Consider the following 20,029-nt stretch of genomic DNA (forward strand, 5'->3'; position numbering starts at 1 on the left):
TACGAGACCCGCGCGCACGCTACAAGACCCTAGTCCACCGCGCGTGGCCGCACGGTTTCGGCCGGCGCACAACGACGTGACACCGGCCACCCCGCACCGCCGAGGATCCCGTGAGTCCCATAGCCCCCACGCGCCCCACCGCGCTCGGGTTCGGGGGCGCCGTCACCTGATGAAGTGAATTACCCCTTGTCCCACCGCGCGCGTGGGTAGGGCCCTGCTGATCTCGTCCGGGGGCCGATCACGACCTGTAGACGGCGCCCGCCCCCCTCCCGCCCCCGTCCCGGGGCGTCCGCGCACATCGAAAGGCCGCCCGGCAGTGAGCCAACCGTTCCAGTTGCCCGAGTTCTACGTGCCCTACCCGGCGCGGCTGAACCCCCACCTCGATCAGGCCAGGGCCCACACCAAGCGGTGGGCGCGCGAGTTCGGCATGCTGGAGGGCTCGGGGGTCTGGGAGGAGGCCGACCTCGACGCCCACGACTACGGGCTGTTGTGCGCGTACACCCACCCCGACTGCGACGGCGACGCGCTGGACCTGATCACCGACTGGTATGTGTGGGTCTTCTTCTTCGACGACCACTTCCTGGAGATGTTCAAGCGCGGCCAGGACCTCGCCGGGGCCCGCGCCTACCTCGACCGGCTCGGCGCGTTCATGCCGATGGACCTCGCCGCCGGTTTCCCCGAGCCCACCAACCCGGTCGAGGCCGGGCTCGCCGACCTGTGGCGGCGCACGGTGCCCGCGATGGGCCGCGACTGGCGGGAGCGGTTCTCGCTGAGCACGAAGAACCTGCTGGACGAGTCCATGTGGGAGCTCGCGAACATCGACATCGGCCGGGTCTCGAACCCGCTGGAGTACATCGAGATGCGCCGCAAGGTGGGCGGCGCGCCCTGGTCGGCCGGGCTCGTGGAGTACGTGGCGGCGGAGGTGCCCGCGAAGGTGGCGCACACCCGGGCCCTGGGGGTGCTGCGCGACGCGTTCTCCGACGCCGTCCACATCCGCAACGACATCTTCTCCTACGAGCGCGAGGTCACCGACGAGGGCGAACTCTCCAACGCGATCCTGGTGTTGGAGACCTTCCTGGGCTGCCCCACCCAGCAGGCCGCGGACCTCGCGAACGATCTGCTGACCTCGCGGCTCCAGCAGTTCGAGCACACCACCCTGGTGGAGCTGCCGCAGCTGTTCGCGGAGCACGCCCTGGACCCGGCCGAGATCGCGGCGGTGCTCGCGTACGCCAAGGGGCTCCAGGACTGGCAGTCCGGCGGCCACGAGTGGCACACGGTCTCCTCCCGCTACATGAACAAGGAGGCCCGCCGCGGCTCGGGCACGGGCCTGCCCGGCCTGCCGGCGGGGCCGGGGGGCGCGGCCCTGGACGTGCGCTCGCTGTTCGCGCCGCGCGCCGCCGCGCTGCGCCGGCGGTCCTACGCCCACGTCCCGTTCACGAAGGTCGGGCCCTCGATCCTGCCCGAGTTTTACATGCCGTTCCCGCTCTCCCTCAGCCCGCACCACGCGCACGCCCGCGAGGGCTCGGTGGCCTGGTCCCGGGAGATGGGGCTGCTCGACCCGCAGCCCGGTGATCCCGGGTCGGCGATCTGGACGGAGGAGAAGCTGCGCGGCTTCGACTTCGCGCTCTGCTCGGCCGGGATCGACCCGGACGCGAGCGCCGACGCGCTGCTGCTGAACGCGTGCTGGCTGACCTGGGGAACGTACGCCGACGACTACTACCCGGTGGTCTTCGCCAACACCCGCAACCTCCAGGCCGCGAAGGCGACCACCAAGCGGCTGATCGACATGATCCCGGTGGACCACGCCGTGATCCCGCCCGCCGTCACCGCGCTGGAACGCTCCCTCGCGGACCTGTGGACGCGCACCACGGCGCCGATGAGCGTCTTCCAACGCGGCCAGTTCCGGGCCACGTTGATCCTGATGCTGGAGAGCTGGCTGTGGGAGGTGGAGAACCAGATCCTGCACCGGGTCCCCGACCCGGTGGACTACGCCGAGATGCGCCGGCACACCTTCGGCTCCGACCTCACCATGTACCTGTGCCGGCTCGGGCACGCCGACCGGGGCATCCCCGACGAGATCTACCGCTCCGGCGTGATCCGTTCCCTGGAGAACGCCGCCTCCGACGTGGCCTGCATGATCAACGACATCTTCTCGTACCAGAAGGAGGTCGAGTTCGAGGGCGAGGTGCACAACCACGTCGTGGTGACGCAGACCTTCTTCGACGTGGACTACCCGAGCGCGCTGCGGATCTGCCACGACCTGATGACCCGACGCACGGAGGAGTTCGAGCACATCACGGCCGAACAGCTCCCGGTCCTCTACGAGCAGTGGAAGCTGTCGGCGACGGCCCGCGAGGCCCTCGACGCGTACGTGGGCGAACTGCGGGACTGGATCGCGGGCATCCTGAACTGGCACCGCGAGATCCGCCGCTACGACGAGGCGTACCTGCGCTCGACGGAGGTCGGGCCCACCGGGGGCTGGCTGGGGATCCTGGCCCCCGACTTCGCCCGCTCGGCCCTCGCGCTGGGCCGGCCCGCCGGGGCCCCGGCGGGCGAGTCGGTGTACTCCCCCCGCCGCGGCCCGGCCGGCACGGACACGGGCACGGCGACCGTACCCGCCGTGCCCGCCGCCGCCCCGGCCTTCGCCCTGCCCACCGGGCACCCCGCGCACATGCCGTGGACCCCGGCGCCGACCACCGGCGGCTGAGCCCGCGCGGGGCGGCCCGGCGGGGTCAGTCGTCGAGGGCCGGCACCGCCAGGTCCGCCAGTTCCAGGGCCTGTTGGGGGAACCACTGTCCGGCCCACGGCGCGCGGATCCCCCGGGCCGGGTCCTCGGGGCCGGCGGTGCCGCGCAGGCACAGCCCGTCGGACTCCCCCGGGGTCTTGATCCACAGCTTCGCGTCGTGCAGCGGGTCCCCGGTCGCGGTGGTGGGCCGGGCCCCGAGGCCGCGGCCCGGCGGGTTGCACCAGGACTGGGGGTCCACCCAGCGGCCGGCGGGCGGGGTCCAGGGGCCCCGGCCGTTGCGGCTGGTGTCGGTGACGAAGTGCTTCATGCCCCGGCGCAGTTCCGGGGTGAGGTGGGTGTCGAGCCAGCGACGGGCCTCGGCCTTGGGGGTCCACTGGTGCGGGCAGGCCGCCGGGTCGTTGCCGGGCCGGCCGCTCCAGGCCAGACAGGCCGAGATCAGGGTGCCGTACCAGGCGTTCGCCTCGTCGGTCAGGTAGTTGGAGACGTTGACGGCGAATCCGGCCGCGCCGGCCACCCCGGCCGTGCGCAGCCGGGGCACGATCCGGCCCACCGGGTGCCAGCCCGCGTTGCCCGCGTCGAGGTACACCTCGGTGCCCGCGCCGGCCTCCAGGACCCGGACGGCGTGGGCGATCTCCGCGTAGCGGGCCTCGGTGCGGGTGCGGCCGAGTTCGCCGCCGCCGTCGGCGCATTCCGAGGGCAGCAGGGCCAGGGAGTCGGGTTCGAGGACGATCAGGGCCCGGCGGCCTTCGACGCCCCGGGCCACCGCCTCCACCCAGCCCCGGTAGTCGGCGGTGCCGCCGGCGCCGCCCGCCGAGTACTGCGAGCAGTCGCGGCCCGGCACGTTGTAGAGGGCGAGCACGGGCAGGGCGCCCCGGCGCTCGGCGTCCTCGGTGGCGGTGCGGGCCTCGGCGGCGACCCGGTCGGGGGTCTGGTCCCCGAGCCAGAGGGCCTGGGGGGAGCGGCTCATCGCCGTGATCCGGTCGGCGGCCCCGGCGCGGCCGGCGATCCGCAGGTCGTGGGCCTGGCGGGCGGCGGCCGGGTTGGGCGCCGGGGTGTAGAGGGGCCGGCCGGCGGCGCGCCCGGGGCGCCGGCGGCGGGTTTGGCGTCGCCGGCGCCCGGGGCGCGGGCGTCGGCGCCGGGTGGGGCGGGGGCGGTGAGGAGGACCGCGAGCACGGCGGCGGCGGCGGCCGACGCGCGCGCGAGGTGGTGACGGATCATGGCGCCCGACGCTGGTCGGGGCCGGCCGGCGGGTCAAGCGCGCGGGCCGCGCGGCGCGACCGGATCACCCGTTCGGGCGGGCCGGGGCGCGCGGCCCCGGGAACGCGGGAACCCGCGCCGCCGGTCGGCGGGCGCGGGTTCTCGTCACGGGGTGGGCCGGGTCGGGTCGGCGGGGAGGCCGGTGGTGCTGCTCCCGGGCGGCTCACCGTCGGGGGCGCCTTCTTCAGGCGACGGAGCCGATCCGGCCGACGATCACGTCGGAGTGCGCGCGGTGGATCGGGACGTGGGCGCCGGTCAGGGAGACCCCGGAGCCGCCGCGCCGGGCCGCGACGATCTCGGCGGCGATGGACAGGGCGGTCTCCTCGGGGGTCCGGGCGCCGAGGTCCAGGCCGATCGGGGAGCGCAGCCGGGCCAGTTCCAGCTCGGTGACGCCGACCTCGCGGAGCCGCTTGTTGCGGTCCTCGTGGGTGCGGCGGGAGCCCATGGCGCCGACGTAGGCGACGGGCAGCTTGAGGGCCAGTTCGAGCAGGGGCACATCGAACTTGGCGTCGTGGGTGAGCACGCAGAGCACGGTGCGGGCGTCGACCTCGGTGCTCTCCAGGTAGCGGTGCGGCCAGTCGACGACGATCTCGTCGGCCTCGGGGAACCGCTTCTTGGTGGCGAAGATCGGCCGGGCGTCGCAGACGGTGACGTGGTAGCCGAGGAACTTGCCGACCTTGACCAGGGCGGAGGCGAAGTCGATGGCCCCGAAGACGATCATGCGGGGGGCGGGGACGGAGGACTCGACGAGGACCTTCAGGGGCTCGCCGCACAGTCGGCCGTCGGCGCCGATCTCCAGCACGCCGGTGCGCCCGGCGTCGAGCATGGCGCGGGCCTCCTCGGCGATCTTCCGGTCGAGTTCGGGGTGGCCGCCGAGGCCGCCCTCGTGCTCGCCGCCGGTTCCGTGCACGAGCACGGCGCGGCCCATCAGCTCCTCGGGTCCCTCGGCGATCCGGGCCACGGCGGCGGCCTCGCCGGCGGCGGCCGCGGCGATGGCGGCGGCGAACACGGCACGGTGCGGGGAGTCCACGAGGACGGGGGTGACGAGGATGTCGATGATCCCGCCGCAGGTCAGGCCGACCGCGAAGGCGTCGTCGTCGCTGTAGCCGAAGCGTTCGGTGACGGCGACGCCGTCCTCGATGGCCTGCTGGCACAGTTCGTAGACGGCGCCCTCGACGCATCCTCCGGAGACCGATCCGATCGCCGTGCCCTCGGAGTCCACGGCGAGCGCGGCTCCGGGCTGGCGGGGGGCGCTGCCACCGGTGGCCACCACGGTGGCGACGGCGAAGTCACGTCCCTGCTCGACCCACCGGTGCAGCTCTTCGGCGACGTCCAGCATTGCGGTCTCCTTAGGAGGTTCGGGCTCCGACCCTTCGTTGCGGTGGGGCGGGAGTTCCGGGAAACGGGGGGAGGTCGGCAGGCCGGGCGGAGTGCGCCCGGCCTGCCGACCGAGCGGCTAGTTGACTCCCAGCCAGCTCTCGATCGGGTGGAGCGAGAAGAACACGAGGAACAGGACCGTCAGGCCCCACATGAACCCGCCGATCTCGCGGAACTTGCCCTGCGCGACCTTGATCGCCACGTAGGAGATGACACCGGCGGCCACACCCGCGGTGATCTGGTACGTGAAGGGCATGATCACGACGGTGAGGAAGACCGGGATCGCGGTCGCGGTGTCCGACCAGTCCACGTGGCGGGCGTTCTGCATCATCATCGCGCCGATGACGACCAGGGCCGCGGAGGCCACCTCGCCGGGGACGTAGCCGGTGAGCGGGGTGAAGAAGATGCACAGGGCGAAGAAGAGGCCGGTGACGACCGAGGCGAGGCCGGTACGGGCGCCTTCGCCGACGCCGGTCGCGGACTCGACGAACACGGTCTGGCCGGAGCCGCCCGCGACACCGCCGACGATGCCGCCGGCGCCGTCGATGAACAGGGCCTTGGACAGGCCGGGCATGCGGCCCTTGTCGTCGGCCAGCTTGGCCTCGGTGCCGACGCCGATGATGGTGGCCATCGCGTCGAAGAAGCCGGCGAGCACGAGGGTGAAGACGATCATGCCGACCGTCATCACGCCGATCTTGTCCCAGCCGCCGAACTCGACGGTGCCGAAGAGGGAGAAGTCGGGCATGGAGATCGGGGAACCCTTGAGGCCCGGCGCGGGCTTGTCGCCCCAGGCGTTCGGGTTGATCGCGAGGAGGATCGCCGAGAGGACGGTGCCGCCGACGATGCCGATCAGGATGGCACCGGGCACCTTGCGGGCCTGGAGCATGAAGATCACGAGGAGGGTGATCGCGAACATCAGCACGGGCCAACCGGCGAGCTCGCCGGCGGGGCCGAGGGTGATGAGCGCACCCTTCTCGTTCTTGTGGACGAAGCCGGCGTTCACCAGGCCGATCAGCGCGATGAACATGCCGATGCCCATGGTGATCGCGTGCTTGAGCGCGAGCGGGATCGCGTTCATGATCATCTCGCGGAGGCCGGTGACGACCAGGAGACAGATCACGGCGCCGTAGATGACGCACATGCCCATGGCCTGCGGCCAGGTCATCTCGGGGGCGACCTGCGAGGCCAGCACGCCGGAGACGGAGAGGCCGGCGGCCATGGCGAGCGGGACCTTGCCGACGAAGCCCATGAGCAGCGTGGTCAGGGCCGCCGCGAAGGCGGTGGCGGTGATGATGGCGGAGGGGGCCATCGTGCCGCCGAGCGAGTCCTTGCCGCCGAGCAGCAGGGGGTTCAGCAGGAGGATGTACGCCATGGCCATGAACGTGGTGATGCCACCACGGATCTCATTGCCGACGTTGGACTGACGCTGGGTTATGTGAAAGTACCGGTCGAGCCAAGACCGTCCGGCCGGGTTCCGCGTACCGGAACCGGCGTCTTCGGACGAGGTCTTGGGCTCCACAGACGACTGGGTCATGGTGCCTGACTCCCAAGGTTCAAAGGGGCACCCGCTATACGGGATTCGTATGGGAAGCTGCGGGATTTGGGATGGTGCGTTGGCCGCACGACCCGGGGGACGGCCCGAGACGAAGCGTTCGGATGTACTGCGGGGCACGGGAAGGTGCCGCTGACTACTGCGTTTCCGCAGGTGCTGCTGTTACCGCCGGTGTTTCCGAGGCTGTGTGTACTACGTGGTGTTACCGGTACTGCCGGGATGGCCGGTGTTGCCGTTGCCGCTGGTACTGCCGGGTGAAGCAGGTGAAGAGAACCGCGAGCGGTGCGGTACTTCGTACTCCGGGCGATGTGACGTGAAGTGTGACGTTCCCGGTCACATCGCCCGGAGAGCAGGTGGCCCTGGGCGGGCCGGCGACCCTAGAGGGTGCCGGTCAGCGCCTCGGGACGGATCGGGGTCTTGTTGAGCTCCAGGCCCGTCGCCGCCCGGATCGCCGCGAGGACGGCCGGGGTGGAGGACAGGGTGGGCGCCTCGCCGAGACCGCGCAGACCGTACGGCGCGTTCGGGTCGGCCAGCTCCAGGACGTCGACCGGGATGGTCGGGGTGTCGAGGATCGTCGGGATCAGGTAGTCGGTGAAGGAGGGGTTGCGCACCTTCGCCGTCACCGGGTCCACGATGATCTCCTCCATGACCGCCACGCCGAGACCCTGGGTGGTGCCACCCTGGATCTGGCCGACCACGGAGAGCATGTTCAGGGCCTTGCCGACGTCCTGCGCGGTCGCCAGCTCGACGACCTTGACCAGGCCGAGCTCGGTGTCCACCTCGACCACGGCGCGGTGCGCGGCGAAGGTGTACTGGACGTGACCGTCACCCTGGCCGGTGACCAGGTCGAAGGCCACGGTCGGACGGTGGCGGAACTCCAGTTCCAGGTCGATCGCCTCGTCCTCGAGGATGTCGGCGATGTCCGCCAGCACCTCGCCGGCGTCGGTGACGACCTTGCCGCCCTCCAGGAGCAGCTCCGCGTGGGCCCACGCCGGGTGGTACGAGCCGTTCTTGCGACGGCCCATCTCCAGCAGCGCCTCGCGCACGGCCTCACAGGTGTTCTTGACGGCGCCACCGGTCATGTACGTCTGCCGCGAGGCGGACGTGGAACCGGCGGAGCCGACCTGCGTGTCGGCCGGGTGGATGGTGACCTGGGTGACGCCCAGCTCCGTGCGGGCGATCTGGGCGTGCACGGTGACGCCGCCCTGACCGACCTCCGCCATGGCCGTGTGGACCATCGCGACGGGCTCGCCGCCGATGACCTCAAGGCGCACGCGGGCGGTGGAGTAGTCGTCGAAGCCCTCGGAGAAGCCGACGTTCTTGATGCCGACCGCGTAGCCGACGCCGCGCACGACGCCCTCGCCGTGGGTGGTGTTCGACAGGCCGCCGGGCAGCGCGCGGACGTCCGCGCCCTCGCCGGCGGTCTCCCACTGGCGCTCCGGGGGAAGCGGGCGCTCCTTGACCCGGCGCAGCAGCTCGGCGACCGGGGCCGGCGAGTCCACGACCTGGCCGGTCGGCATGATCGTGCCCTGCTCCATGGCGTTGAGCTGGCGGAACTCGACCGGGTCCATGCCCAGCTTCGCCGCGAGCTTGTCCATCTGCGCCTCGTAGGCGAAGCATGCCTGGACCGCGCCGAAGCCGCGCATCGCGCCACAGGGCGGGTTGTTCGTGTAGAGCGCGATGGCCTCGATGTTCACGTCGTCGATGACGTACGGGCCCACCGAGAGGGAGGACGCGTTGCCGACGACGGCCGGGGACGCGGAGGCGTAGGCGCCGCCGTCGAGCACGATCCGGCACTTCATGTGCGTGATCTTGCCGTCCTTGGTGGCGCCGTGCTCGTACCAGAGCTTCGCCGGGTGACGGTGCACGTGCCCGAAGAAGGACTCGAAGCGGTTGTAGACCATCTTGACCGGCTTGTTGGTCGCGAGGGCCAGCAGGCAGGCGTGGATCTGCATCGAGATGTCCTCGCGACCGCCGAAGGCACCGCCGACGCCGGAGAGCGTCATGCGGACCTTCTCCGGGGGCAGGCCCAGGACGGGGGCGATCTGCTGGAGGTCCGAGTGCAGCCACTGGGTGGCGACGTACAGGTCGACGCCGCCGTCCTCGGAGGGCACGGCCAGGCCGGACTCGGGGCCGAGGAATGCCTGGTCCTGCATGCCGAAGGTGTACTCGCCGGAGACGATCACGTCGGCGCGCTTGGCGGCCTCGTCCGCGTCGCCGCGGATGATCGGCTGGCGGTGCACGATGTTCGGGTGCGGGACGTGACCGATGTGGTGGTCGTCGCGGCCCTCGTGGATCAGGATCGCGTCCTCGGCGAGCGCGGCGGCCTCGGTGGTGATGACCGGCAGCTCGCGGTAGTCGATCTTGATCTTCGCGGCGGCGCGGCGGGCCGTCTCCGGGTGGTCGGCGGCCACGAGGGCCACCGGCTCGCCGTGGTGACGGACCTTGCCGTTGGCGAGGACCGGGGTGTCCTGGATCTCCAGGCCGTAGTTCTTCATCTCGGCCGGCAGGTCCGCGTACGTCAGCACCGAGTACACGCCGGGCAGGGCGAGGGCCTCGGAGATGTCGATGGACGCGATCTCGGCGTGGGCGACGGTGCTGCGCAGGGTCTGGCCCCACAGCATGTCCTCGTGCCACATGTCCGAGGAGTAGGCGAACTCACCCGTCACCTTGAGGGTGCCGTCGGGACGGAGCGTGGACTCCCCGATGCCGCCCTTGTTGTGCTTCTGGGTGACGTTCGTGGGCGTACCGGAAGGCACGGTGCGCGTGTTCTGCGCCATGATCAGACAGCCTCTCCCTGACGGGCGGCCGCGAGGCGGACCGCGTCGAGGATCTTCTCGTAGCCCGTGCAACGGCAGAGGTTGCCGGAGAGGGCCTCACGGATGTCCTGGTCGGACGGGTCGGAGTTCTGCTCCAGCAGCGCGTCGGCCTGCACGAGCAGACCCGGGGTGCAGAAACCGCACTGCACGGCGCCGGCGTCGATGAACGCCTGCTGGATGGTGGAGAGCTCCACGCCCTCGCCGGTCTGCGAGTCGCCCGGCTTGGCGGCCCACTGCTTGGCCGCGTCCAGGGCGACGCCCTTCGAGCCGCAGCCGCCGCCGGTGCCGCAGGCACCGCCGTGACCGTGCTCCTCGCGCTGCTTGGCGAAGTCGGCCAGGCCCTCGACGGTCACGACCTCGCGACCCTCGACCTGACCGGCGGCGACCAGACAGGAACAGACCGGCACGCCGTCGAGACGGACGGTGCAGGAGCCGCACTCGCCCTGCTCGCACGCGTTCTTCGAGCCGGGCAGGCCCAGGCGCTCACGCAGCACGTAGAGAAGGGACTCGCCCTCCCAGACGTCGTCGGCTTCCTGCGGACGACCGTTGACCGTGAAATTGACACGCATGATTACGCAGCTCCTTCAAGCGTGCGGCCGTTGCCGGTGCCGCGGTACTGCTCCCACGTCCAGACGAGCTGGCGGCGAGCCATGATGCCGACCGCGTGACGGCGGTACTTCGCCGTGCCGCGGACGTCGTCGATCGGGTTGCAGGCGCCGGAGGCGAGGTCTCCGAACTGCTTGGCGATCGAGGGGGTGATGACCTTGCGGGACTCCCAGAAGCCGCCGTCCTCGAGCGCGGCGTTGAGGAACTCCTCGGCGGCCTTCGCGCGGATCGGGGTCGGGGCCGCGGAACCGATGCCGGTGCGGACCGTGCGGGTCTCCTCGTGCAGCGCGAGGCCGAAGGCGCACACCGCGATGACCATCGCGTTGCGGGTGCCGACCTTCGAGTACTGCTGCGCGCCGGTGGCCTTCTTCACGTGCACCGTCTTGATGAGCTCGTCGGCGGCGAGCGCGTTGCGCTTCACGCCGGTGTAGAACTCGTCGATCGGGATGAGGCGGGAGCCGCGCACGGACTCCACCTCGACCTGCGCGCCGGAGGCCAGCAGGGCCGGGTGGGCGTCACCGGCGGGCGAGGCGCAACCGAGGTTGCCGCCGACGCCGCCGCGGTTGCGGATCTGCGGGGACGCGACCGTGTGGGAGGCGAGCGCGAGCCCGGGCAGCTCCGTGCGCAGGTTCTCGATGATCTGGGTGTACGGGACGGACGCGCCCAGACGGACGACGTCCTCGGCGACCTCCCACTCCCGCAGCAGCTCGATGCGGTTGAGGTCCAGGAGGTACTCCGGACGGCGGTGGTCGAAGTTGATCTCGACCATCACATCGGTGCCACCCGCAATCGGCACAGCGGTGGGGTACTCGGCCTTCGCGGCGAGCGCCTCCTCCCAGCTGGCGGGGCGAAGGAAGTCCATGTGTGGCTCTCTTCTTCTTTGAATCGGGTCGTTCACTTCAAGCCAGTGGGCCCAAAGGCCCTCGACTGGTCGTTCACGTGCTGTTAACGCGGTGTGGAGTCAGTACACAAGCCCCACTCCCTCCCGGTGCAGTCACCGAAACCATGAAGCAGTTGCCTGGGGACCTCGTTCGTCTTGTAGATTCGTATGAAAGGCAGGATGCGACGACCTGCCCGTTTTTCAACGGCGACATCGAGACAGATCGGCGGCGACATCATGCGGCTGCGCGCACTGCTGGAAACCGAGGCGCTCGGGCTGCGGCTGCTGGGCGGCGAGGACGAGCTGGATCGGACGGTGCGGGGGGTCATGACGACCGACCTGCGGGATCCGTCGAGATACCTCTCGGGCGGAGAACTCGTCCTCACAGGGCTTGCCTGGCGAAGAAATGCGGCCGATTCCGAGCCGTTCGTACGAATCCTCGCGGGGGCCGGGGTCGCGGGCCTCGCGGCCGGCGAGGCGGAGCTGGGGGACATCCCGGACGACCTGGTCTCGGCCTGCCTGCGCAACCGCCTCCCGCTGTTCGCGGTGAACGAGGACGTCGCGTTCGCGACCATCACCGAGCACGTGGTCCGGCAGGTGTCCGGCGAGCGTGCCGGGGACCTCGCGGCCGTGGTGGACCGACACCGCCGGCTGATGACCTCCGGGCCCGCCGGCGGCGGTCCCGACGTGGTGCTGGACCTGCTCACCACCGACCTCGATCTGCGGGCCTGGGTGCTCTCGCCCACCGGGCGACAGATCGCGGGCGCCGGCGAACCGCTGGCCCCCGGGGTCTGCCAGGCCCTGGCGAGCGAACACCTCGCGGCGGTCCGCACCGGGCGGCGCGGCCCCCACCGCATCTCCATCCAGGGTATTGCGTACTCCCTGTTCCCGATCCGCGGCCACGGCCGGGGCGCGGGGGCGGCCTCGCGGGACGTGCGCGAGAGCGTGCTCTCGGACTGGCTGCTGGCCGTCGAGGCGGACGCCGGGGACTGGCCCGCCGAGCGCCTGGACCTGCTCCAGGGCGTCACCCAGCTGATCGCCGTGGAACGCGACCGCCGGGACGCGGCGCGCACCGTGCGCCGCCGGCTGGCCCAAGAGGTGCTGGAGCTGGTGCAGACCGGCGCCGCGCCGGCCGAGATCGCGGCCCGCCTGCGGGTGGCCGCGCCGGTGCTGCTGCCCGGGCTGGGCAGCGCCCCGCACTGGCAGGTCGTGGTGGCGCGGGTGGACTGGGACGGCGGCGCGATCGCCGGCGGCCCGGTGGCCCAGTCGCTGCTGGAGGAGATCCTCGTCGACCCCTCGGTCTCGGGGCCCGAGCCCTCGGACCGGATCGCGGTCGCGCACGCCGGGGACGAGGCCATCGCCCTGGTCCCGCTGCCCGCGCTGACCGGGGACTCCGACGACAAGTCCCCCGACGCGGCCCTGCACGCCGACGCCCTGCTGGCCGCGGTCCGCGAGCCGCTCGCGGCGGGCCTGTCGGACGACGGCCGGCTCACCCTCGGCGTCAGCGCCGCCGTGCACTCCGCGGAGGGGCTGCGCGGGGCGCTGGAGGAGGCCCGGCACGCCCGTCGGGTGGCCGCGGCGCGACCGGGGCGGGTCTGCGCGGCCGGGCACCACGAGCTGGCCTCGCACGTGCTGCTGCTGCCGTTCGTGCCCGACGACGTGCGCCGCGCCTTCACCGCGCGACTGCTGGACCCGCTGCGGGACTACGACCGCCGGCACCGCGCGGAGCTGATCCCGACCCTGGAGGCGTTCCTCGACTGCGACGGCTCCTGGACCCGCTGCGCGACCAGGTTGCACCTGCACGTCAACACGCTGCGTTACCGGGTCGGGCGAATCGAGCAGTTGACGGCGCGGGACCTTTCGCGGCTGGAGGACAAGCTGGACTTCTTCCTCGCGCTGCGCATGAGCTGAGCCGCGGGCCCCGAACCCCCAGGTGAGCGCCGTGACCCCGGTCGCGGGAGCGAACCGGGGGGCGGCCGGCGGCACGTCGTTACTTTGTGAAAGAGTTCACCCGACCCCTTGGCCGCACCGCTCGATTCGTGCTGTCATTTCGGCCCAGGGCTCAACGACGTGCTGCTTGGTTGCTTGGGGAGGGCAATGTGGCGGACACCGCCATGTCGAATGCCGATGCCGGTGCCGAAACCACCGGGGGCACGGACCCCCTCCAGAGGGCGATATGGCGACTGCGGTCGCGCGGCTGCTGGACGGACGCCGCGGCCCTGCTGATCCCGCACGCCCACGAGGCCGGTCCGGCCGTGCAGCGCACCGCGCTGCTGGTGGAGCGGTGCCTGTTCACCGGGCACGGCTGGCCGGAGGCCGAGGACGCGCTGCGCGCGGCGGAGGCGGTGGCCCGGGACGACGACGCCCGGGGCGCGGCGGCCTGCGAACGCGGTCAGCTCGCGTACGCCTCGACGGTGCTCGGGATCCGTGACCGGGCCGACGAGGCCCGCTCCGCGCTGGGTCGGGCGGCGGCGCTGTTGCCGCCGGATTCGCGCACCCGGCCGCTGTTGGACTTCCGTCGCGGGCTGGTCGCCGAGCACTTGGCGGACTCTCCGCAGGCGGCGCGGCCGGCGTACGTGCGGGCCCACGAGGGCGCGGCGGCGCACGGCGACGAGTTGCTGTTGTCGTTCACCTGGCGCCATCTGGCCGGACTGGCGCTGCGGGACGGGGAGTTGGCGGAGGCCCGGCACGGGTTCTCCGAATCCCTGCGGATCCGCGAGGAATTGGGCTTCCTGGTGGGCACGGCGCCCGCGCTGGTGGCGCTGGCGGAGGCGGCCCCGGAGGCGGAGGCCACCCGGCTGCGGGCCGAGGCCAGGCGCTTGTTCCAGCTGTTGGGCGGCATTCCCACCTGGTTGGCCGACCAGCTCCCGCACCAGTCGGGCCCGCCGGCCGTCGAGGTCGGGTAGCGGCGCTCGTGTTCGTCGAGAGGGGCCCGTCGCGTGCGCGACGGGCCCCTCTCGGCGTTCGGCGGGCCGGTCAGCGGGGCGGGCCGGTCAGGTGGGTGTGGATGAGGGCCTCGGCGGCGGGGAGGTCGCCGGCGGTGAGGGCGTCGAGGAGGGCGGCGTGTTCGGCGGCGTCGGCGAGGAGTTCGGTGCGGCGGGCCCGGGGGGCGCCGGGCAGCGGCCACTGGGCGCGGCGGTGCAGGTCCTCGGTGACGGCGAGCAGCCGGGTGTTGCCGGCGAGGGCGAGGACGGCGCGGTGGAAGGCGCGGTCGGCCTCGGCGTAGGCGGGCAGGTCGGCGGCCTCGGCGGCGGTGGTGGTCGCGGCGGCGGCGGGGCGCAGCGCGGTCCAGGTCTCGGGCGGGACGGTGCGGGCCAGGCGCAGCATCACGGGGAGTTCGAGGAGGGCGCGGACCTCGGCGAGTTCGGCGAGGTCCCTCGGGGTGCGGGAGAGGACCCGGAAGCCGCGGTTGGGGAGGCATTCGACGGCGCCTTCGGTGGCGAGGCGCTGCATGGCCTCGCGCACGGGGGTGGCGGAGACGCCGAAGCGGGTGGCGAGGGCGGGGCCGGAGTAGATGCCGCCGGGGGCGAGTTCGCCGTCGAGGAGGGCGGCGCGCAGGGCGTCGAGGACCTGGTCGCGGACGGAGTGGCGCAGGACCCGGGCGCGGGGCGGTCCGGGGGCCGGGGCGAGGTCGGTGTCGGCGTCGGTGTCGGCGGCCGGGTGCGCGGGCGGCGCCGGGTCAAGGGCGCGGCCCTGGGCGGGTATGAAGGCGGCCGGGGACTCGGGTCCGGGTGGGGCGTGGGGTGCTTCGGGGCCGGGTTCGCGGCGCCCGGGGGCGGGGCTTTGACGGGGGTCGGCCGGGTACGCCGGGGTGGTTCCGGTCGTCCGGTCGGATGGGCGGTCCCGGTTCGAATCCGACACGGGGGTCCTCCTCCGGTTGTCCTGTTTCGATCACACCCTGTCGCTGCCGCCCCCGAGGATAGGCGACGCTTGCGCGCCATGGCCGGAAATCGTCGTCCTCATCACCCAAAGGTTGAGGTAAGGTAAGGCTTACCTGTTAACGCTTTTCGGTGTGTTCCCCCCTGCCCGCGTTCCCTCCCCCGACGATTCGGTGGCCCGCCGTGACCCTCCTGGCCTCGTTCCCCGTCCCGCTCGCGTCACCGGCCGGCTCTCCGGTGACCTCGGCGTACGCACGGATGAACGCGGCGTATCCGGGGATCCGGGTCACCGAACGCGCCCCCCTCGACCCCGGCCCGTGCGGTGCGGGCTGGGTCGAGATCGCCGCGCTCGCGACCGGCGGGGCCGCCGGCGACGGCTTCCTCGACTGGGACGAACGGCAGATCCTGCGCGACTACGGCGCCCCGGCCCGGCCCGATGTGACGGCGGGTTTCGGCCTGCACCGGTACCTGTGGAGCGCGTGCCTGCTCTTCTCCGCACCCTGGTTCCTGGACCGGCGGGTCCCCCGGCTGTCCGTGGACCGGGTGGCCTTCCACCGGGAGGACGGGCACTTCGACGTGCGCGTGGACTCCTTCGCCTGCCTCCCCGACGATCCGGCGGCCCACCTGCCCGGCGCGCACGTCGTCCCGAACGAGGAGGCCCTGCGGGCCGAACTGCGGGCCGCCGTCGCCGAGCACGCCGAACCCCTGCTGACCGGCCTCGGCCGGCGGGCCCGGCGCGGCCGGCGCGCGCTGTGGGCGCTGGTCACCGACGACCTCGCCGAAAGCCTGCTGTACCTGGGGACGGCCCTGGGCGAACCGGAGCGGGCCCGCGCGGAACTGGCCCTGCTGCTGCCCGGCGCCACCGCCCCGTACGTGGGCGGCCACGGCTTCCGCGAACTGACCGCCCCCGACGGGACAAAGGTCGCACATCGGGACCGCGTGAGCTGCTGCCTCTTCTACACCATCCGCCCCGAGGACCTCTGCGTCACCTGCCCGCGCATCTGTGACAGCGACCGGGCCGCTCTCCTCCTCGCCGCCGAGACCGCCTGAACACTCACCCGGGCGGACGCGTGACCCACTCCCCCGGGTGACCTCCGCTCGAACGCAGCCCCTCGCACCGGTACGCACGTTCGGCCGGGAACGCCCCATCAGGCGGACCCTCGGCCCCGTCCGGTGTCTCTTGACCCGAAACGCCGGTGCCGCGCCGACCCCGTCGGCCACCATGTCCCCTCGAAGAAACAGGCACGCGCACGAAGCGGCATTCGCGAGGCAAGGGACACCCCCATGAGACTGACCGACATATCGCTGGACTGGCTGCTGCCCGGCAGCCTGCTGATCCTGGGCGTGCTCGCGGCGGTCGCGGTCCTGGCCCGGGGGCGGCGCGAGAGCGAGAAGGCCGGCACCGACGAAAGCTGGGAACGCAGCGAGGAGCGCCGGCGCCGCAAGGAGGCCGTCTACGGGACCGCCAGCTACGTGCTGCTGTTCTGCTGCGCCGCCGTCGCCGCCGCCCTCTCCTTCCACGGGCTCGTGGGCTTCGGCCGGCAGAACCTCAACCTCTCCGGCGGCTGGGAGTACCTCGTCCCCTTCGGCCTGGACGGCGCGGCCATGTTCTGCTCCGTCCTCGCCGTCCGCGAGGCCAGCCACGGCGACGCCGCCCTCGGCTCCCGGATGCTGGTCTGGCTGTTCGCCGGCGCCGCCGCCTGGTTCAACTGGGTGCACGCCCCGCGCGGGCTCGGACACGACGGGGCCCCGCAGTTCTTCGCGGGCATGTCCCTGTCGGCGGCCGTCCTCTTCGACCGGGCCCTGAAGCAGACCCGTCGGGCCGCCCTGCGCGAACAGGGCCTCGTGCCGCGGCCCCTGCCGCAGATCCGCATGGTCCGCTGGCTGCGGGCGCCCCGCGAGACCTTCGCGGCCTGGTCGCTGATGCTGCTGGAGGGGGTCCGCACCCTCGACGAGGCGGTGGACGAGGTCCGCGAGGACAAGCGGGAACGCGAACGGGACCGGCTGCGGCGCCGCGAACAGCAGCGACTGGAACGCGCCCGCCTCAAGGCCATCGGCCGGCAGAACCGCGCCTTCGGACGCTCCCGGGGCCGCCAGGTGGAACCGGTGGAGCCGAGCTCCATCACCCCCGGCGGCGGGGGCGGCGGAGGCGGCGGGGCCGCCCTGCCGGCGGAGTCCCCCGGCGCGGACGCCGGCGGCCTCCCCGTGCGCAGACGCCCCTCGCTCCAGGCCGTGCAGTCCGGCGACGGCGCGGACGGCTACGGCGCCCAGGGCTCCCGCACCGTGGACCTCACGGCGGAGGACGACACCCAGGCCATTCCCCGGCTCGACAACCTGGAGCGCAAACTCAAGGAGATGGAGCAGCAGTTCGGCTGACCCGCCAGGCGGCAGCCCCACCCCGCCGGGTCGACCCGGGCTCCCCGCCCACCGGTCGACCCGGCCTTCTCACGTGCGGGCCCGGGTACGACCAACCCTAGGCGCACCGGGGCCGTTCGACGCCGGCCTCGGCCCCGCTCTCGACCCCGGCCTCCCGGGCCTCCGACCGCGCGCGGTCGCGCAGTTCGAACCACACCACCTTGCCGCCGCCGGCCTGCGGCTCCACGCCCCAGGCGTCGGCGAGGGCCTCCACCAACACGAGTCCCCGGCCGTGCGTACCGTCGTCGGCGGACGGTACGAGCGGCCGGGGCAGGTGCGGCATCCGGTCCCGGACCTCGACGCGCAACCCGTCGGGGTCGATCCGGGCGGTGACCCCCGCCCCCTCGTCGGTGTGCACGAGGGCGTTGGTGACGAGTTCGGTGGTGAGCAGTTCGGCCACGTCGGCCGCCTCCGGCCGACAGCGGTGTCGACGCAGGACCTCCCGCAGGTCCCTGCGGACCTCGCCCACGGCCCGCAGGTCGGAGCGGACCAGGGCCCTGCTCCACTCCACGGTCGGCGCGCCGGGTGGGGTCGACGGGGTCGGGTCGTCGCCGGCGGCGACGATGGTCTCGACCGGGCCCACCGCGGGCTCCCGCGCCCCGTGCCGGCCCTTCCGCAAGGACTTTCCGATCTTCGCCCCCACCCACACGGCGAGGTACCTCCCGTCAGCGCACGTGCTCGAACAGGTCTACGGGATGAATGCCCCCGGGGCGGATCCGCACGCATCGGGGGTCGGTGGAGGTGAGGATTCCGTTAAGGGCGCGGCAGGTTCCGCAGGTTGGATCGCGCCATCTGGATCATGCGCCCGACCCCGCCGTCCAGCACGATCTTCCCGGCGGAAAGCGCGAAACCGGCCACCATCTCGGCCCGGATCTTCGGCGGAATCGACAGCGCGTCGGGGTCCGTGACCACGTCCACGAGGGCCGGGCCGGGGTGCCTGAACGCGTCCTTCAAAGCACCGCTGAGCTGCTTGGGCTTCTCGACCCGCACCCCGTACGCGCCCACCGCGCGGGCCATCGCCGCGAAATCCGGGTTGCGGTTGGTGGTCCCGTACGACGGAAGGCCGGAAACCAACATCTCCAACTCCACCATTCCCAGCGAAGAGTTGTCGAAGAGCACCACTTTGACGGGGAGGTCGTACTGCACCAGGGTGAGGAAATCTCCCATCAGCATCGAGAACCCGCCGTCACCGGACATCGACACCACTTGACGACCCCGGTCCACGAACTGGGCCCCGATCGCCTGCGGCAGTGCGTTGGCCATCGAACCGTGGCTGAACGAACCGATGACGCGGCGTTTGCCGTTCGGGGAAAGATAGCGCGCCGCCCACACGTTGCACATGCCGGTGTCCACGGTGAACACCGCGTCCTCGTCCGCGAGTTCGTCGAGCACCGAGGCCACGTACTCGGGATGGATCGGGGTGTGCTTCTCCACCTTCCGCGTGTAAGCCTTCACCACCCCTTCGAGGGCGTCGGCGTGCTTGCGCAGCATCCGGTCCAGGAACCGGCGGTCGGTCTTGGCCCGCACCCGCCCGTTCAGACAGCGCAGGGTCTCGCGCACGTCGCCCCACACGGCGAGGTCCACCGCCGCCCGCCGGCCCAACCGCTCGGGCCGGATGTCTACCTGCGCGATCCGCACGTCCTGCGGCATGAACGCCCGGTAGGGGAAGTCCGTTCCCAGCAGGATCAGCAGATCGCACTCGTGGGTGGCCTGGTAGGCCGCGCCGTAGCCGAGCAGCCCGCTCATGCCCACGTCGTACGGGTTGTCGTACTGGATCCACTCCTTGCCGCGCAGGGCGTGCCCGATCGGGGACTTGACCCGTTCGGCGAACTCCATCACCTCGGCGTGCGCCCCCGCGACCCCGCTGCCGCAGAACAGGGTGACCTTGTCCGCCTCGTCGATCATCCGCACCAGGGCCTCGATCTCCGCGTCCCCGGGCCGCACGCTCGGCCGGGTCGCGGACGGCAGCGCCGACACCGCCTCGTCGGGCGCGGGCTCGGCGGCCACGTCACCGGGCAGGGAGATCACGCTGACCCCGCCGAGGCCCACCGCGTGCCCGATCGCGGTCTGCAACAGCCGGGGCATCTGCGCCGCGTTCGACACCAGCTCGCTGTAGTGGCTGCACTCGGCGAACAGCCGGTCCGGGTGGGTCTCCTGGAAATAGCCCAGGCCGATCTCGGAGGACGGGATGTGCGAGGCGAGGGCCAGCACCGGGGCCATCGAGCGGTGCGCGTCGTACAGGCCGTTGATCAGGTGCAGGTTGCCGGGCCCGCAGGACCCGGCGCACACCGCCAACCGGCCCGTGACCTGGGCCTCGGCCCCGGCGGCGAAGGCCCCGGCCTCCTCGTGCCGGACCTGCACCCAGTCGATGCCGTCGGTGCGGCGCACGGCGTCCACGACGGGGTTCAGGCTGTCGCCGACCACCCCGTAGATCCGCTGGACCCCGGCGTCGACCAGGGTGTCCACGAACTGCTCGGCGACGTTGCGTTTGGCCATCGT

The 20,029-nt window shown here is 72.5% G+C and carries 14 protein-coding genes; 5 read left to right on the forward strand and 9 right to left on the reverse strand.

What is annotated here, in order from left to right:
* The first annotated feature begins 316 nt into the window (after positions 1-316).
* The gene (locus ACN20G_RS03245) at positions 317-2,707 is read left to right on the forward strand and encodes a terpene synthase family protein (protein WP_424211184.1); all 2,391 of its coding nucleotides are present in this window, start codon (positions 317-319) and stop codon (positions 2,705-2,707) included.
* Between the two features lie 25 nt (positions 2,708-2,732).
* Here the strand turns inward: ACN20G_RS03245 and ACN20G_RS03250 are convergent, their stop codons facing one another.
* From ACN20G_RS03250 to ACN20G_RS03275, 6 genes are all read right to left on the reverse strand, one after another.
* The gene (locus ACN20G_RS03250; RefSeq protein ID WP_424211185.1) at positions 2,733-3,713 is read right to left on the reverse strand and encodes a glycoside hydrolase family 6 protein; all 981 of its coding nucleotides are present in this window, start codon (positions 3,711-3,713) and stop codon (positions 2,733-2,735) included.
* A gap of 474 nt (positions 3,714-4,187) precedes the next feature.
* The gene (locus ACN20G_RS03255; protein WP_424211186.1) at positions 4,188-5,342 is read right to left on the reverse strand and encodes an XdhC family protein; all 1,155 of its coding nucleotides are present in this window, start codon (positions 5,340-5,342) and stop codon (positions 4,188-4,190) included.
* 117 nt (positions 5,343-5,459) lie between these two features.
* Positions 5,460-6,914 carry an NCS2 family permease gene (locus ACN20G_RS03260; RefSeq protein ID WP_424211187.1) on the reverse strand — a complete coding sequence of 485 codons (1,455 nt, stop codon included), beginning with the start codon at positions 6,912-6,914 and terminating at the stop codon, positions 5,460-5,462.
* Positions 6,915-7,309: 395 nt separating this feature from the next.
* On the reverse strand, positions 7,310-9,712 hold the full coding sequence (locus ACN20G_RS03265; protein WP_424211188.1) for a xanthine dehydrogenase family protein molybdopterin-binding subunit: 2,403 nt from the start codon (positions 9,710-9,712) through the stop codon (positions 7,310-7,312).
* 2 nt (positions 9,713-9,714) lie between these two features.
* The gene (locus tag ACN20G_RS03270; protein ID WP_424211189.1) at positions 9,715-10,320 is read right to left on the reverse strand and encodes a (2Fe-2S)-binding protein; all 606 of its coding nucleotides are present in this window, start codon (positions 10,318-10,320) and stop codon (positions 9,715-9,717) included.
* Between the two features lie 2 nt (positions 10,321-10,322).
* A complete protein-coding gene (locus ACN20G_RS03275; RefSeq protein ID WP_424211190.1) occupies positions 10,323-11,219 on the reverse strand; it encodes an FAD binding domain-containing protein in 897 nt (298 codons plus the stop codon).
* A 255-nt stretch (positions 11,220-11,474) separates the two neighbouring features.
* Between ACN20G_RS03275 and ACN20G_RS03280 the strand changes: the two genes are divergently transcribed.
* Complete coding sequence (locus tag ACN20G_RS03280; protein WP_424211191.1) at positions 11,475-13,148, forward strand: PucR family transcriptional regulator; 1,674 nt, start codon at positions 11,475-11,477, stop codon at positions 13,146-13,148.
* A 203-nt stretch (positions 13,149-13,351) separates the two neighbouring features.
* Positions 13,352-14,143, forward strand: coding sequence for a hypothetical protein (locus ACN20G_RS03285; protein WP_424211192.1), 792 nt, complete (start codon positions 13,352-13,354; stop codon positions 14,141-14,143).
* Positions 14,144-14,213: 70 nt separating this feature from the next.
* Here ACN20G_RS03285 and ACN20G_RS03290 read toward each other — a convergent pair whose 3' ends face one another.
* Positions 14,214-15,098, reverse strand: coding sequence for a GntR family transcriptional regulator (locus ACN20G_RS03290; RefSeq protein WP_424211193.1), 885 nt, complete (start codon positions 15,096-15,098; stop codon positions 14,214-14,216).
* 275 nt (positions 15,099-15,373) lie between these two features.
* Here ACN20G_RS03290 and ACN20G_RS03295 point away from each other — a divergent pair, with 275 nt between their 5' ends.
* Positions 15,374-16,165: a (2Fe-2S)-binding protein gene (locus ACN20G_RS03295; RefSeq protein WP_424215349.1), complete on the forward strand. Its 792-nt coding sequence runs from the start codon at positions 15,374-15,376 to the stop codon at positions 16,163-16,165.
* Between the two features lie 234 nt (positions 16,166-16,399).
* The gene (locus tag ACN20G_RS03300) at positions 16,400-17,491 is read left to right on the forward strand and encodes a DUF2637 domain-containing protein (RefSeq protein ID WP_424211194.1); all 1,092 of its coding nucleotides are present in this window, start codon (positions 16,400-16,402) and stop codon (positions 17,489-17,491) included.
* Positions 17,492-17,588: 97 nt separating this feature from the next.
* Here ACN20G_RS03300 and ACN20G_RS03305 read toward each other — a convergent pair whose 3' ends face one another.
* Entirely contained in the window at positions 17,589-18,113 is a 525-nt protein-coding gene (locus tag ACN20G_RS03305) for an ATP-binding protein (protein ID WP_424211195.1), read from the reverse strand.
* Positions 18,114-18,283: 170 nt separating this feature from the next.
* Positions 18,284-20,026: a pyruvate dehydrogenase gene (locus tag ACN20G_RS03310; RefSeq protein WP_424211196.1), complete on the reverse strand. Its 1,743-nt coding sequence runs from the start codon at positions 20,024-20,026 to the stop codon at positions 18,284-18,286.
* Positions 20,027-20,029 lie beyond the last annotated feature (3 nt).

This window comes from Streptomyces dryopteridis (assembly GCF_049606955.1).
GTDB lineage: Bacteria > Actinomycetota > Actinomycetes > Streptomycetales > Streptomycetaceae > Streptomyces.

Excerpts from the sequence above, each read along its gene's own strand:
- ACN20G_RS03285 (WP_424211192.1), top strand. The coding sequence starts at position 13,352 with ATGTCGAATGCCGATGCCGGTGCCGAAACCACCGGGGGCACGGACCCC.
- ACN20G_RS03260 (WP_424211187.1), bottom strand. The coding sequence starts at position 6,914 with ATGACCCAGTCGTCTGTGGAGCCCAAGACCTCGTCCGAAGACGCCGGT.
- ACN20G_RS03255 (WP_424211186.1), bottom strand. The coding sequence starts at position 5,342 with ATGCTGGACGTCGCCGAAGAGCTGCACCGGTGGGTCGAGCAGGGACGT.
- ACN20G_RS03250 (WP_424211185.1), bottom strand. The coding sequence starts at position 3,713 with ATGAGCCGCTCCCCCCAGGCCCTCTGGCTCGGGGACCAGACCCCCGAC.
- ACN20G_RS03280 (WP_424211191.1), top strand. The coding sequence starts at position 11,475 with ATGCGGCTGCGCGCACTGCTGGAAACCGAGGCGCTCGGGCTGCGGCTG.
- ACN20G_RS03300 (WP_424211194.1), top strand. The coding sequence starts at position 16,400 with ATGAGACTGACCGACATATCGCTGGACTGGCTGCTGCCCGGCAGCCTG.
- ACN20G_RS03295 (WP_424215349.1), top strand. The coding sequence starts at position 15,374 with ATGAACGCGGCGTATCCGGGGATCCGGGTCACCGAACGCGCCCCCCTC.
- ACN20G_RS03310 (WP_424211196.1), bottom strand. The coding sequence starts at position 20,026 with ATGGCCAAACGCAACGTCGCCGAGCAGTTCGTGGACACCCTGGTCGAC.
- ACN20G_RS03270 (WP_424211189.1), bottom strand. The coding sequence starts at position 10,320 with ATGCGTGTCAATTTCACGGTCAACGGTCGTCCGCAGGAAGCCGACGAC.
- ACN20G_RS03275 (WP_424211190.1), bottom strand. The coding sequence starts at position 11,219 with ATGGACTTCCTTCGCCCCGCCAGCTGGGAGGAGGCGCTCGCCGCGAAG.
- ACN20G_RS03265 (WP_424211188.1), bottom strand. The coding sequence starts at position 9,712 with ATGGCGCAGAACACGCGCACCGTGCCTTCCGGTACGCCCACGAACGTC.